Origin of the sequence: Paenibacillus sp. FSL R7-0312 (assembly GCF_038004445.1) — a bacterium.
Classification (GTDB): Bacteria; Bacillota; Bacilli; order Paenibacillales; family Paenibacillaceae; genus Paenibacillus_AQ.
The window spans coordinates 6398329-6412947 of the sequence record NZ_JBBORE010000001.1; the positions used below are offsets into that span (position 1 = coordinate 6398329).

The window sequence follows — 14619 nt, forward strand, 5'->3', positions numbered from 1 at the left end:
TTTGCATTTATTTCTTCAGCTGAAGGTTAATGCTGTCCACCGCTTTTTGCAGAGCCTGCTCCGGGCTTTGCTCCTTGTAGATCATTTTCTCAAACTGCCGGATAATCTCTTCATTAATACTCCACTGCTTCACATTTCTCGGCCAGTAGGCTACGGAGTTGGCGGTATTGGCATAATCACTGCGGAACTTCAGTGCAGCATACGCTCCGCTCTCTACGACCTCCCGGGAACTCGGTACATGACCGGCTTCCGCCCACATCACTCCATGCTCCACCGCCCAGCGGGCAAAAATCATGGCAGCATTACGCTTCTCCGCACTCATCTCGCTTTTGGCCGGAATAGCCAGCGTATGCGAATCTCCCCAGACCGCCGGATGATCGTAGATGACCGGAACCGGCACGACGCCCAGCTCCAGGTTCTCATCCTTCTCAAAAGCGCCGGTTCCCCACACCCCCGTAATCAGCATAGCGGCCTCCCCGTCATAGAACAGCTTGAAGGCATCATTAATATCCGGCGGAATCAGCTCCTGCTGATACAGGCTATTCACGAACTCCAGAGCCTGAAGCGATTCCTTGTTGTTAAAGACCGCCTGCGTACCTTCGGGATTGTAAAAGACACCACCGCCCTGCATCTGATTGTACAGGCTCCACCACAGCCACACGGAATCAATACGTGTGCTGGGCAGAGCCAGCGGAGCAACACCGGGCGGCAACTCCGCCTTCAACTGCTGCAGGAACTCCGTAAACCCTCGCTCTCCCTTGCTGATCAACGGTTTGTCCCCGGCATCCAGCAGCCCAGCCTCTTTTAAATACTTCTTATTGTAATAGAGCACTAACGTATGCGTATCCAGGGGTATAGCATAATGGGCACCGCCGTAGACCGTGGACTCAGCGATTTTGGCATTGAACTGGCCCCAGTCCAGCCCGGTATCCGCAGCGAGTCCGTCAAGCGGCTCAATATAACCGTTCTGCACGAATTGCGGCAGATTGGTCGCGTGAATAATGGCTAAATCAGGTGCATTACCGGACAGAATCGCCGTGCGCAGCCGGGAATAATAATCATCCAGCCGGGAGTTGATCTGTTCGATCCGGATATCCCCGTGCTCCCGGTTGAACTGCTGCACCAGCTCGGTCATGAAAATGTTGTCTCCGCCGCTGAATGGAGTCCAATACTCCAGAGTTACCGGCTCAGCGGCAGCCTGGGGGGATTCCTCTGCCCCATCTGTACCGCAACCGCCCAGCACCAGAAGCATAGCCAGCAGCACAATTGAAAGCGTAATCAGTTTGTTCCGTTTGAGTCCGCTATAGCGTCCCGTATCTCTCATATGGTTAAGCCCCCGTCTTGCTTGCATTCTATGAATCTTCCGGCTCATTCACTCTTCTGCCATATATCCATATAATCTATACCGAAGCTGCCTTGTCTGTCAAAAAGAATGATTTCGTTCGCTCCGCTCTGCAATTGCAGCTCCAGCTCCATGAAGGATAATTGGTTTCGTTCCTTAGATTCCAGGGTTGATACGATCGCAGAATCCCCGTTCACCCCTACCTCCAGCTTCGCATCCGGTGAAGCGTTAAGGACAGCTACAGAGACAGTGTAAGTCCCGCTTCCCGGTAGACGGATGTTGCTGAAACGCAGCGCCGCATCACTTCCGCTGAGGGTTGCCGCCGCCCCGCCAGAGGCATACGGGTTATCCTCCGCATCAGCATTCCCCTCCAGCGTCTGGGCTTCAGCTTCATACCGGGGAATTTCAATGGCCTTCAGTTCAGCTGCGCTTCCCTCCGGCAGCTCAATGGCTACTGTATTCATCCCGGCTGTGAACGGTAAGCTCAGATAGGCGTATCCGGTCTGTCCCTCTTCGGAAGGCGGCAGCTGAAGCTTTGACGGCGTTCCAGCATTCACTGAAACTGCCGCAGCGGCCGGTTCTCCACCCGGATTCATATAATGCACCAGCAGCGGGGTATCGCTATTCACCGTGGACGGCAGGGACGGGAACGCCAGCCGGTTCCCGCTGCGGATGGCGTTCTCAGGTTGGAATACTCCCATTCCAGCGGGAACATCAAGCGCCGTGCTCAGCGCCAGCGGCTTCCCGAACACCGGCAGACCGCCATCGTCCCAGCTGACCCGCTGGGCCCGTGCTTTGCGGTTGTTCCAGCCGTCCGCCGCTCCAGTAGTCGCGTGATAGACAATCCACTGCTCGCTGCCATCCGGCGACACCGTGAACGAGTTATGCCCCGGCCCGTACACTCCGGCGGCTTCATCCATCGCCAGCAGCGGCTGCTGCAGCTTGGTCCAGTCTGCCGCCTCCAGCGGATTGCCGCCGGGCTTCAAGACCAGCAGGCCCAGACTGTAATACGGAGTCCAGCTGCCCGCGCCGGAATAGACAATGAAGACGCGGCCGTCATGATGAAGGACCGACTGGCCTTCATTGATATACGGCGGGCCTCCGGCCTGCTCCCATGGAAGCAGCGGCTCGCTGAGCAGCACCCTCGGACCGCTGATCGTCAGCGGGTCACTCATCGGCGCAATATAGGTGTTCTGCGCAGCGTTCACTTCGCCTTCCCAGCCGGACCAGACGAAATACAGCTCATCATCCACTTCCATCGCCAGCCCATCAATCGCCCACTTGTTGGTGTCGTCGGTGACTTGGCCCTTGAAGGTATAATCGCCCAGCGGATCACCGCTATCCCCCTGCAGCACATACATCCGGTGATTCTCGTTATTACCATCATCTGCGGCAAAATAGACATACCAGTTCCCACGAATGTACTGGAGCTCGGGTGCCCAAAGATTCGCCGAATAGGAGGTCTCCGCCGGGGGATACCATACCACCTTCCGCTCGGCCTGGCGGAAATCCATTGTGCGTGACTTCATCATCATAATATCCGTTCCGTTATGGGTGAAGGTCATGTAATAATATCCATCCTTGTAGATCATACTCGGATCCGGAGTATCGATCTCGGCCAGTGTATTCTTAAACGTTCCGCCGTGCCCGTTATAGACTTCATCTGTCCCGCTATTATTGTGCTGATGCACCAAATATGCACCTCCCGCCAGTATAAGTAACATAATCGCTGCAAGCGAGTAGAGTATTCTACGTGATTTCTTACCTGTCCATGCCATGTGCGGATTATCAGGTTTCATTCTCATCCGCTTCCCTCCCATCACCCGTTATTTCACACCCGAGCTCGTTATGGCTTTTACAAAAGACTTCTGGCCTACAATGAAGATAATCAGCACCGGGAGCGCCGCGATAGTGGTCATAGCCATTAATTTGCCGTAACTCTGGGTGTAGCTTCCGGTGGCCATCATAGCAATACCTGCGGTGATCGTCCGCATCTCCGGCGAGGTGGTCGCATACAGCGGCCAGACAAAGTCATTATAGATTCCCATGAAGGTGAAAATCCCCAGCGTCATCATGATCGACACTGCGGAAGGCAGCAGGATCCTGGCATACAGATTCCATTTGTTCACCCCGTCGATCCGGGCCGCCTCTTCGATTTCTTTCGGGAAGGAGACAAAGAACTGATACAGCAGGAACACGCCGAACGCCCCGGCTGTAGCCGGCAGAATCAGCGCCTGATACGTGTTGATCAGCCCTAGTGTATTGAACTCAATGTACATCGGCAGAAAGGTCAGCACGCTGGGAATCATCAGCGAGGCAATGAACATGGACAGCAGCGTACGGCGCAGCGGCAGATCCGGCAGCCGGGCCAGGGCAAACGCCGCCATCGAATCAATCAGCAGCACGATTGCTGTTCCCACAATCCCGACTGACAGGGAATTGATGATCCAGCGCAGAATCGGTGTATTCATCAGCTCCCCGCTCAGCCCCTGAACGAAATTATCAAGCGTGGGCTTCTGCGGGAAGAAGTTCATCCGCCCGGAGAGGGCTTCGAAGTCATTTTTAAACGCAGTGGACAGCATCCACACGAGCGGCAGCAGCACGAACAGTGCAATCAGAATGGCCAGCAGCAGCAGGCCGGTTTTTTTGGCTTTTCCCATTTATACCTTCTCCTTCCGGTTCGTAAGACGGAACTGTACGATGGACACCATCATGATCAGCAGCGCCATCAGAATCGCCATCGCGGAAGCTGAGCCGATATCCTTGCGCACGAATGCCTGGTCCAGCACATTGATCAGCAGCACCTTGGTGGTGTCTCCCGGCCCTCCGCGCGTCAGCAGGAACGGCTGGGCATAAATGTTGAAGGACGCGATCGTTGAGGTAATCATCACGAACAGCATCACCGGCCGGATCGAGGGCAGTGTAATTGACACGAACCTGCTCCAGGCGCCCGCCCCGTCAATAGCAGCAGCCTCGTAATAATCTTCAGGCACCTCATTGAGCGCATTCACAAAAATAATCATATTGAACCCGATCGTCCACCAGAGCGTCGTGAGCACCAGCGCAATCCATACCCAAGGCGTAGCGGTCAGCCACGGGATACCGGTCAGACCTAGCTTTTGCAACAGACTGTTAATGAATCCGGCATTGGTATCGAACATCATCAGCCAGATCACGGCCATAACCGAAGCCGACAAGGCATAAGGCAGGAAATAGAACGTCCGGAATAACCCCCGGAGCTTCGAAGGCAGCGCATTGACCAGCATCGCCATCCCCAGCCCCACCACGATCAGCAACGGAACGGAGTACAGTACAAACTGGAAGGTGGTCCACAGCCCGCGGAAGAAGATACTATTCTCATACGTCCCCGGGGTGAAAATCGTAATATAATTGCGCAGCCCCACAAAGGGATGCGCGGCAGACAGCAGCTCAAAGTCCTGCAGGCTGATCACAACACCATACAGGATCGGAAACAGCAGAAACAGTCCGAAGGCTGCAAGGTAGGGCAGGATGAACAGGAATGAGGTGAAGCGGGAAGTCCATGTGCTTTTCAAAAGGGGTTCCTCCATTTCTTCGTATAGGGAAAAGCGGGAAGCGATCCGCGCTCCCCGCTTTTGCTTACCGAAATGATCACATCATCATAAGTGCTATTTCATCGCCTGACGGGATTTGGCAACTGCATCATCCATCGCCTGCTGCGGTGACTTTTTGCCGAGAATGGCATTGCTCAGCTCGCTCCATACCGGCTCGACGATGGTGCCCCAGTTCAGTACATTCGGTGCAAACTGTACAGAGGAGAAGCTCTGCGATACGGTACTCTGGAACTCCATAGCTCTGAATTCTGCACTGTCCATAACAGTTTTGGAAGCTACCGCCTGACCGGATTCAGCCCAGTCCAGGGAGTTGCCGGAGACATATTTCAGGAAATCACCGATACCGGCCAGTGTGTTGCTGTCTGTCACAGCCTTTGGAACCACAAAGCCATGTGAGCCTGCATAAATAGCCTGCTTTGCTTTGCCGATCTGCGGCATAACGGCTACGCCATAATGAAGTCCGGCTTCGTCAAACTGCGATTTCATCCACGGTCCGTTAAACTGGATCGCGTTCTTGCCCTGCAGGAACAGGGTATTCTCGCCGTCCTGCTGAACATTGGCCGGGGAGATCCCCTTGTCTACCATATCGCGCAGCCACTGTACCATTTCTACCGCTTCAGGAGAATTGTAGGCTACATCCGTTCCGTTCCAGAGCTCTCCGCCATTCTGCCAGACGAGCGACGGGAAGATGAACTGCTGCGGCCAGAGGGTTGGCACTACATATCCATAGACCCCTTTGGATTTATCCGTCAGCTTCTCTACGGCGGCGTCGAATTCGGCACGGTTCGTTGGCGGTGCGGTAATTCCCGCTTTTTCAAACAGATCCTTGTTGTAATACATCACCACCGGGTGAATGTCGAGCGGAATGGTGTACAGCTTGCTGTCGATGGTGGCGTATTTCACCGGGGCTTCGGCAAAATCAGCAGAATTAATTCCGGCTGTTGCCGCCAGCTCATCCACCGACTGCAGCTGATCCTTGCTCTGGTAGGTAGGTACCTGATCCACGTGCATAATCATCAGGTCCGGCCGTTCCTTGCCGGTGCTGAGCGCTACATCCAGCTGCTTGTAATACTCACCATTGGGCTGGATCACGAAATTCACTTTATATTTATCCTGGGAGCTGTTGTATTTATCTACGATTTTCTTCATGAACGGGCCATCCGAGCCGGAGAACGGTGACCAGAACAGAAGCTCTGTCTTCTTGCCGCTGCCGCTGCCTTCTCCCTGCGTCTCCTTGCCGCTGTTGCCGGCGTTTGCGCTGTTGTTCTTCGCATTGTTCCCGCCGCAGGCGGTTACTACCATTGCCAGCATCATAACCATCAGTAATATTGACGTTACTTTTTGCATGGATCGTTTCATCTGTGTACTCCCCTTTTACCCGGTAATTCAAAGCTGGCTGCGCTTTGATGTCTTTATGTTACCGCCCCAACGGAGATCAAAAAATGTCCTTAGACTAGGAACAATGGACATATTTACAGATTGGCGGATATGCTGCAGGTCTAACGTATGACTTCAACGCTCAGGGGGTCCGAATCCAACGGCGGCTCCCGGCGGAACAAAACAAAAGTTCAATTAACGCAACTTGCTCAGTGACATATTGTATTCGGTTTTTCGCATACATTGGGCTCGGTTACCTTCGCAGTGACATATTGTATTCGGTTTTTCGCATACATTGGGCTCGGTTACCTTCGCGATGACACATTGTATTCGGTTTTTCGCTTACATTGGGCGCGGTTACCTTCGCGGTGACACATTGTATTCGGTTTTTCGCTTACATTGGGCTCGGTTACCTTCGCAGTGACATATTGTATTCGGTTTTTCGCTTACATTGGGCGCGGTTACCTTCGCAGTGACATATTGTATTCGGTTTTTCGCATACATTGGGCTCGGTTACCTTCGCGGTGACACATTGTTTTACAGCTCATTTCCTCCATGACTCACTGCGGGAGTCTCATCAATACATCGCATAATTTCCTAGCATAATTTTTGGCTTATTTTCTTGAAATACACAATAAATGACTGATCGGATACCTCCCGGCACATCAAAAAAGCTGCCCCACCGGCATTATCACCGGGGAACAGCTGATATTGGAGAAGCAGACCGCAAAGGGCTCTGCTATTTATTAAGTACAACTGGACGCTGCCCTCACTCTATCACGAAGGGTTCGATACGACTGAACAAAAAACGCTCACCCTGCAAATATTCTCTCAGGTAAGCCAGGGCATACGGCTGTTCTTCCCGCAGACCGGGGATTTCATCCGGATTAGAAATGTGATGGCTGTAATTGCCTATCATGATCATAACGAAGAAGCATTCCAGCTTCCGTTCATAATCCGGCTCCAGCTCCCGGACACTTCTATAGCCCTGGATCAGGTCGCCGCGCTGCCCCGGGGAGAGCTCCAGCAGTGCGGCGGCCATATCATAGAGGAAATATCCGTAGCCGCAGCGGCCGAAATCGATCGCACGCGGCTGGCCTTGGTCAAAAACAATATTTCCGCTATGCAAATCGCCGTGAATCAAGCCGTAGCTGCTGGCGTCAGGCTGCATGGCTTCGAGATCTGCCCGTATCTTCGCGGCAGCAGCCTGATAGAGCTTCCATTGTTCCTCCGTTACCATTACCGCGTGATGCGCCTCCAGCTTGCTCCACTCCAGCTCGAAGCTGCCTGCTCCCCATACCGGACGGGTGAAGCCGGCAGACGGAACGAACGGTGTACTCGCTACGTGCATACCGGCCAGCATTTCCCCCATCCGGAAGATATAATCATCCGGCAGATTGCCCTCTACAGGCGCCCCTTCCACCCAGTGCATCACCGTTGCCCTGGCAAGCCGCCGCTCTTCGCTTCCAATCTCAAGGATATAGCCGCCGCTGGAACTGGCCAATCCTTGCGGGACCACAAAGCCCGCTGTCTGATTGAGATACCGGGTCCATTCCAGCTCCGACAGGATCTCCTCCCGGCTGAAGCGCTCACCATGAATCCGCAGCAGAAAGCTGCCGGCGCTGCAGTCTCCACCCGGAATGTAAAATTGTCTGATAAGCCGATAAGCTCAATCCTGTTCCATTCCAGATCATACTCTGCCAATGCCCTGAGTGCTATATTCCTGCCCGATCTCCAGAGATCCCGCGATGGATCACCCGCACTGCTGCTGCATAAATTATGTTCCGTCATCTTCCTGCCTCCCGCATACATCTGTCTATATAATTATAGGGGTGACTCAATGGATGAACATAGATAATAAACAGCTGCAATTCATTTTTTGCACAAAAAAAAAGAAAGAGCCCTGTTCGACTCCTTCTCTCATCTCAATATAAGTGCTGCTCATAGCTGCTTGCTTCCATAGACAATCTTCTTGATGCTGTCACCCGACAGACAAAATTGCTCGGCAAGCTCGGTTACGCTTAAGCCCCTGGCATAATGGTCACGAATGGACTGGTTCCGGGCCGTCAGATAGGTTCTGCCGCCTGAGTTCTCCCCCACCGTTTCCGCTGTCCCTCGGGCTTGGGGATGTAGAGCATCCCGCCTTGCATATATTTCTGTACTTCCTGCAGCAGTTGCTGCGGTAATACCAGATCTGCATTTACATATTTCATATAGCTCCGCTCCTTTAAAGTAGTGAACTTGTAAAGGCAGCAAAGTCTATAGAACAGACCATTTTATCCGGCGGATCGTTGCAGCGGAGACTTGCTATCAGCTCTACACAACAACCACTGCCATGTCGTCCATAGACTTTGCGTAGAGCTGAGCATTAATCTTCTCATGAATCGTCCTCCTTCCATTATCTGACTTGGATTATAAATAATATAGCATACTGAAACTGCGATTTCCCGCTAAAAGTTCCATTTCTAAATAAACAACTTGAGGTGCTTCGGTCAGCCGTTGAATAGCTGAAGGGACACCTCTAGGGGGATTAATTCGTTTTTGTTTTGAGATATTCATCTAAATACTTCTGGTGAAAGCCATCTGTAGGATGTAGTCCTAGAATTTCATACTCCCAAATTGTACGCTGTTGTGAGGGGGAATACAAAACAGCGCCATAATTATAATCAATAGTGAACTACACACCACCTAAGAGGTGGGTGTTTCTTGGTCAATAGAGCTACTGCTCCAAGTTTACCCAAGCTTATAAGCTAGTTCCTAACCCGCTAAGGGCCATTTACATGGCTAGTTGTAGAAGATTCAGTGCCGCATTCCGGTCTCTGTCATGCTCCGTATGACTGGCAGGGCAGGACCACTCCCGTACGGCTAGGTTCTTGACTTCTGCATTTTTGTAGCCACAGCAGGAACACAATTGACTGCTTGCAAAGTGTTTGGGAGCAATGATTAATTCTCTGCCGTACCATTTCGCTTTGTAGGTCAGCATGTCTCTGAACAGGCTCCACGACACTTCGGATATGGCTTTGGCTAACTTATGATTCTGCATCATGTTCTTTACACGCAAGTCCTCCATCACGATCACTTGGTTTTCGTTTATCATTTGGGTGGACGTTTTGTGCAAAAAGTCTTTCCGTTGATTCGCTATTTTTTCATGCAGTCTGGCGACCTTCAGCCTTGCTTTATACCGGTTACGGCTCCTTTCTTCTTTCGTGACAAGTCCTTTTGCAGCTTGGCTAATCGTTGTTCAGACTTCCGCAAGTACTTCGGATTCGGTATGATTTCGCCATGTGAAGGAATCGCAAAGTCTTTCAACCCCAGATCCACACCGATCTTCGTCTCGAGTGGGGGCAATGGGATGATATCCGTTTCCACCAATACGGAAGCGTAATATTTTCCCGTGGGTGTTTTGGAAATGGTGCATGATTTAATACGTCCCTCGAATGGACGGTGCAGCTTGATTTTGATTTTCGTTTTTAGTTTGGGGATTTTGATCCTTCCCTCTGTAATGGCAATGGTTCCCTTCTGGTTATTGGTTGTGAAGCTATGGCTATTCTTCTTCTTGCTCTTGAATTTTGGAAATCCCGCGTTCGGTTCACGGAAGAAATTCTGATAAGCCTTCTCTAAGTGAAGCTGGGCATTGGCTAAGGCTAGACTATCCACTTCTTTCAGCCAGGCAAAATCCTTTTTGTATGGCGCAGGTGTCGTTTGGAGCATCGTTTCCGTTTGCTTGTAATGTTCAAGCTTATCTGCAAGCATTCGATTGTAGATGAAGCGAACAGCGCCGAATACTTTAGTGAAGTACTGCTCTTGCTCATAGGTGGGATGGATTCGATACTTATAAGCCTTTAACACCTGCCCACCTCATTTCTGACCTTGAGATTCGATGTACTTCCGGATGACTTCAATCGGCGCACCGCCAATCGTCAGTAGACAATAACTTCTGGACCAGAAATATTCCTTCCACAGCTGTTGACGAATTACAGGAAATTCTTTCTTAATTAGACGGGAGGATGCACTCTTATAAGCGTTCAGAAATTTAGAAATATCGCTATTGGGGTGAGCTTTCATTAGTATGTGAACATGATCCTTGTCATGCTTCCATTCCTGCAGGGTGATATTGTAATTAGGCTGAATAGACTCAAATATCTCTTGTAACCGATTCGAAATGTCATCGTCTATTACTTTTCTGCGGTACTTCACGACTAGCACAAGATGATAATGAAGAGAGAATACTGAATGATTATTTGTGTCTAATTCCACGGATATCACAACCCATTTCATAATACTACTGAATGGTTTTATTGTAATATTTTAGGTTGTATTTATCTGTGAGAAAGACCGCTGACATTCATCCCGCCACTTAGAGAAGTGGGGGAATTCTGACAGCTAACTATTAAATTTGCCTGTTTGACTTAAATACATAGTTAAATTTGTCCATTGTTGAGGATTGTTTTTGCTAAATTCCGCATTAAGATCAACAAAGTACTTTTCTAATTCACTACACAAACGGTCATAAATGCGCTCATCTACCCCATAAATTTCAGGAATATTATGACCAAATATCAACTCGTTCCGGGTTGTAGAATTGTAATAAAAATAGACTATTCTTGAACCCGGCAATACCTCAGCATAGAGATAAACTTTGTCCCACTCATCAGGAATTATTCCTATGAGCTTATTGCCTATCAGCTGATATAATTCTTCAATCTTTCCCACAGCTACCTTAGCCTCCACTCCAAATTCAACGCTACAACCCAGTTTTCACCATAATTCACCATTTGCGGAGTCTTGAGAATGTGGAATGGGTGAGCCTGAATTCCAGACAAAAAAAGGGACCCCGCCAGCGTCCGGCGGGGTCTAAGTTATATTAAAGGGGGGTTATGTGTTTAATATATACCCCGAAGCTTAAAATCAGATGAAGCGCGGGTAAAAATCTGCTGAAACCGGCTTAGATTTTGAACTTCTCTACCAGGACCTGCATCTCCTTGGCGCTCTGCGTATTCTCATCAGCCATGGTGGCCTCATGGAAGGTTTTCTCCACAATATCCGCCGTCTTCTCGGCGATATCCTGAACACCAATTGCACCCTCGTTCACGGTAGCCGCCACTTCATTGACGGCGATGGCGATGCTGGACACCGTTTCGTTCAGATGGTCCGCTGCCTCCTCGAACTGGTTCATCAGCTCATTAATCGTTGAAGCATCGCTGTTATACTGCTGACTGACCTCAGTCAGCCGCTCATAATCGCCCAGTACATTCTGATCAATGAACGTCAGCATGGCTTCAGAATGTTCAATCATCTGCTCTACGGAGTTGTAGACATTCTTGACAACACCCTGGATACCTGCCGCAGTCTCTGACGACTTCTCGGCCAGCTTACGGATTTCACCCGCTACAACGGCGAATCCGCGGCCGGCATCGCCCGCCCGTGCAGCTTCAATCGCCGCATTGAGCGCCAGCAGATTGGTCTGGCTTGTAATGGAGAGAATCGTATCCGCCAGCACATTGATCTCGTTGATGGCACCCGATTGCTCAATAGCTTTCTGCATCTCACCACGGACCGAGCCGTAGATCTGTTTGGCATTCTCGGTGGATGTGACCGCATCATGCTGAAGCGCCAATGCACGCTCCGTAATTTGCCCGGATACACCGGAGCCTTCTTTTACCCGGGTGGAGATCATTCTGACATTATTCTCGATCTCATGAATGGCCGCTGTCATCTCCTGGGTAGATGCCGCCGTTTCTTCCATTCCTGCGGACAACTGCTCCGTAGTGGCTGAATTATCATGCGCATTCTCCCTGACGTCAATGGACAGCTTCTCCAGCGTCTCCGCATTATCCAGCACTTTCGAGGAAATCGAGATCAGGCTTCCGGCCATCTCACGCAGAACGGCGCGGGTATGGAACATTGCCTTGGCAATGGTACCTGTCTCATCTTTATTTTTAGTTAAATATTCATACTGGTTGTCATACTTCAAATCCAGCTCCGCGGTGCGGTTAATCAGCTGGGTAAGCTTGATAATCGGTGAGGAGATACGGGTAGCTACAGTAACCCCAATTAACAGCGTAAGCAGCAGGCTTCCCAGTCCTAGCAATAAAATGTAGTTGGTCATTTCATCCACAGGCAGCATGATCTCCTCCAGATCTCCAGTCAGTACCAGGGTCCAGTGAGTCTCCGGAAGAACGGTGAAAGCCGCTTTTTTCTCAGCGCCCTCATACGTGTACTGCACCGTTCCATCCGGTACGGTCTCGCCCACCTTCACACGCTCCACAACAGCTTTAATTGATTCATTCTCAATCACTGAACCAATCTTTGTTTCATCCGGATGGTAGAGGATATTGCCAGTTTCGTCCACCAGATAGGCATAGGATGAAGGCGCATTGGTCACCTTGGCATCGGCTAAATATTTAATAATACTGTTCGCATTAACCGCCGAAGCGACGAAACCGATCATCTTGCCCCCGCTCTTCACAGGATGGACAAAGGCTAATACGTAGGCTCCGGTAGATTTAGATTTCAAGGTCTCACTGACGACAGCTTCACCTGTCTTGAATACATTCTTCGTGTAGTTTCTTTCGCTGAAATCGGTGCCGACCAGCTTGGTGTCACTGTCAGCTACCGCAATTCCCTTCATATCAGCCACAAACATATGCTCCAGGTTGCCAGCATCTTTGACTAAGCCCTGAAGCTTCACATTCACTTCATTCTGCAGTGCATCCCCGGTAGTAAGTTCGCCGTTTCCGGCCTGAAGCAGCAGCTGTTGGATCTCGCTTTCACCTGCAACGAGCTGCATGCTCCGCTTCTCTTTATCGATCATTGCCGCAATCGTCTGCGCTTTGTTGGTGTTCACCTGTGCCATAGAAGCTTCAGTCAGATTCAAGATAGTGCCAGTGGACTTGGTGTACGTAAAAATCCCCATTAATGCTGTAGAAATTAGTGTAACGACAATCATCATAACCGATAGCTTCATACGAATCTTCATAGTTTTCTACACCCTTCCGCCTCTATCTAATCCACTAGTACCTGAATAGCTAAAAACCGTAACATTTATTACAATTACTATCGGATTTTCCACAGAAATAATTAATATTTCTAGACGAATTTTCGGAAATAATATCGCATTTTGTCGAATAATAGTGAAATATAACTATTTTTATTTATATTCAGCCTGAAAAACCCGCAATTCCCCAGCCGCAGGCAGCGGCACTCAATATAGGGGGAAATGCGGGATTGCCGGGATACTCTATAACGAAATGCGGCTCTCTGCCGGTGTGGCTATAGGTCCTCCTGAAGTAGGAGCTTCCGCCTGCAGCAGACGTTTGGCCCGGCTGCGGATGAACATGCCGGAGCAGGCAGCCAGAATCTGCTGAAACAGCATGCCGGAAATCACGGGCAGGGCGACGGCTGGCGGAAAGTATTTCACTGCCAGTACCGCACCTGCACTCAGATTGCGCATACCGGAGTTGAACTGAACGGCGACGGTATTCTCATAATCCCAGCGGAAGCTTCGTGAGACTACAGCACCGATAATATAGCCCAATACGACAGTTACGAAAGTAACGGCAATAATTAGGATCAGCTTGCCATCCGGCTGCTTCAGATAACGGGCAATGCTGGCGCCATTGATCGACACAACGATGAACAGGCCAACTTTGACAAACGGTGCAAGCGGCGGGCCGCAGACTGCAGTAACCTTGCCTTTACTGAACTGATTGAGCAGCATCCCCGCTACGGATGGCAGCACCACCATATAGAGCAGCCCCCGCATCATCTCCCCGATCTCAATCTGCACGCTCGCCCCCATCAGCAGATACAGCGTGCCGGGTACTACCAGCGGCGAGAGCAGTGTATCGATCAGGATCAGCGCCAGCGTAAGAGCAACATTCCCGCCATGCATCGACACCCAGACCACACTGACCACACCGGTCGGAATGGCAAACAGCAGCACATACCCTGTAACTGTATACGGATCTCCCGGGAAAAAGGCCATGGCTGCCAGCCAGCCGATCAGCGGCATCACCACATGCAGAATAATCAGCAGGATGATCAGCTTTTGCGGTTTAGCCAACACTGCCAGCAAGTCACGGAAATTAGATTTCAGACTGCCGATCAGCGTCATACAAGCAAAGATCCACGGCACCAGCCAGGTAAACGGCAGCAGCGCCGCCTCATTAAGCACACCAACGACAATGGCTGCCGGAGTGAGCAGCGGCATTATTTTCTCAAGCACCACATTGGAAGATATCAGTCCGCGTCTTATTGCACCAAGCATGTTATATCCCTTTATGTATGGCTGGCCACACATTCCTT

13 protein-coding genes and 1 pseudogene are annotated in these 14619 nt (G+C 50.7%); all 14 read right to left on the reverse strand.

Going from position 1 to position 14619, the window contains the following annotated elements; genetic code table 11:
• Positions 1-7 precede the first annotated feature (7 nt).
• The 14 genes and pseudogenes from MKX70_RS27970 to MKX70_RS28030 all read right to left on the reverse strand — a co-directional run bounded on the left by MKX70_RS27970 (position 8) and on the right by MKX70_RS28030 (position 14581).
• The gene (locus MKX70_RS27970) at positions 8-1324 is read right to left on the reverse strand and encodes an ABC transporter substrate-binding protein (protein WP_340841308.1); all 1317 of its coding nucleotides are present in this window, start codon (positions 1322-1324) and stop codon (positions 8-10) included.
• A 44-nt stretch (positions 1325-1368) separates the two neighbouring features.
• Complete coding sequence (locus tag MKX70_RS27975; protein ID WP_340841309.1) at positions 1369-3147, reverse strand: family 43 glycosylhydrolase; 1779 nt, start codon at positions 3145-3147, stop codon at positions 1369-1371.
• A 21-nt stretch (positions 3148-3168) separates the two neighbouring features.
• Complete coding sequence (locus tag MKX70_RS27980) at positions 3169-4002, reverse strand: carbohydrate ABC transporter permease (RefSeq protein WP_340788427.1); 834 nt, start codon at positions 4000-4002, stop codon at positions 3169-3171.
• Positions 4003-4896: a carbohydrate ABC transporter permease gene (locus MKX70_RS27985; protein ID WP_231637826.1), complete on the reverse strand. Its 894-nt coding sequence runs from the start codon at positions 4894-4896 to the stop codon at positions 4003-4005.
• A gap of 93 nt (positions 4897-4989) precedes the next feature.
• On the reverse strand, positions 4990-6294 hold the full coding sequence (locus tag MKX70_RS27990; RefSeq protein ID WP_340841310.1) for an ABC transporter substrate-binding protein: 1305 nt from the start codon (positions 6292-6294) through the stop codon (positions 4990-4992).
• Positions 6295-7081: 787 nt separating this feature from the next.
• On the reverse strand, positions 7082-7969 hold the full coding sequence (locus tag MKX70_RS27995; protein WP_340841704.1) for a phosphotransferase enzyme family protein: 888 nt from the start codon (positions 7967-7969) through the stop codon (positions 7082-7084).
• Positions 7970-8253: 284 nt separating this feature from the next.
• Positions 8254-8412, reverse strand: coding sequence for a hypothetical protein (locus tag MKX70_RS28000; RefSeq protein WP_340841311.1), 159 nt, complete (start codon positions 8410-8412; stop codon positions 8254-8256).
• The gene (locus MKX70_RS28005) at positions 8379-8525 is read right to left on the reverse strand and encodes a hypothetical protein (RefSeq protein ID WP_340841312.1); all 147 of its coding nucleotides are present in this window, start codon (positions 8523-8525) and stop codon (positions 8379-8381) included. The genes MKX70_RS28000 and MKX70_RS28005 overlap by 34 nt, the downstream gene beginning before the upstream one ends.
• Before the next feature lie 317 nt (positions 8526-8842).
• Positions 8843-8983 carry a hypothetical protein gene (locus tag MKX70_RS33490; protein WP_445323722.1) on the reverse strand — a complete coding sequence of 47 codons (141 nt, stop codon included), beginning with the start codon at positions 8981-8983 and terminating at the stop codon, positions 8843-8845.
• A 105-nt stretch (positions 8984-9088) separates the two neighbouring features.
• Positions 9089-10161, reverse strand: a pseudogene (gene tnpB / locus MKX70_RS28010) (IS200/IS605 family element RNA-guided endonuclease TnpB).
• 9 nt (positions 10162-10170) lie between these two features.
• Positions 10171-10569 carry an IS200/IS605 family transposase gene (gene tnpA, locus MKX70_RS28015; protein WP_152679875.1) on the reverse strand — a complete coding sequence of 133 codons (399 nt, stop codon included), beginning with the start codon at positions 10567-10569 and terminating at the stop codon, positions 10171-10173.
• 126 nt (positions 10570-10695) lie between these two features.
• A complete protein-coding gene (locus tag MKX70_RS28020) occupies positions 10696-11025 on the reverse strand; it encodes an immunity protein YezG family protein (protein ID WP_340841313.1) in 330 nt (109 codons plus the stop codon).
• Between the two features lie 232 nt (positions 11026-11257).
• Complete coding sequence (locus tag MKX70_RS28025) at positions 11258-13291, reverse strand: methyl-accepting chemotaxis protein (RefSeq protein ID WP_340788445.1); 2034 nt, start codon at positions 13289-13291, stop codon at positions 11258-11260.
• 261 nt (positions 13292-13552) lie between these two features.
• A complete protein-coding gene (locus MKX70_RS28030) occupies positions 13553-14581 on the reverse strand; it encodes a bile acid:sodium symporter family protein (protein WP_340841314.1) in 1029 nt (342 codons plus the stop codon).
• Positions 14582-14619 lie beyond the last annotated feature (38 nt).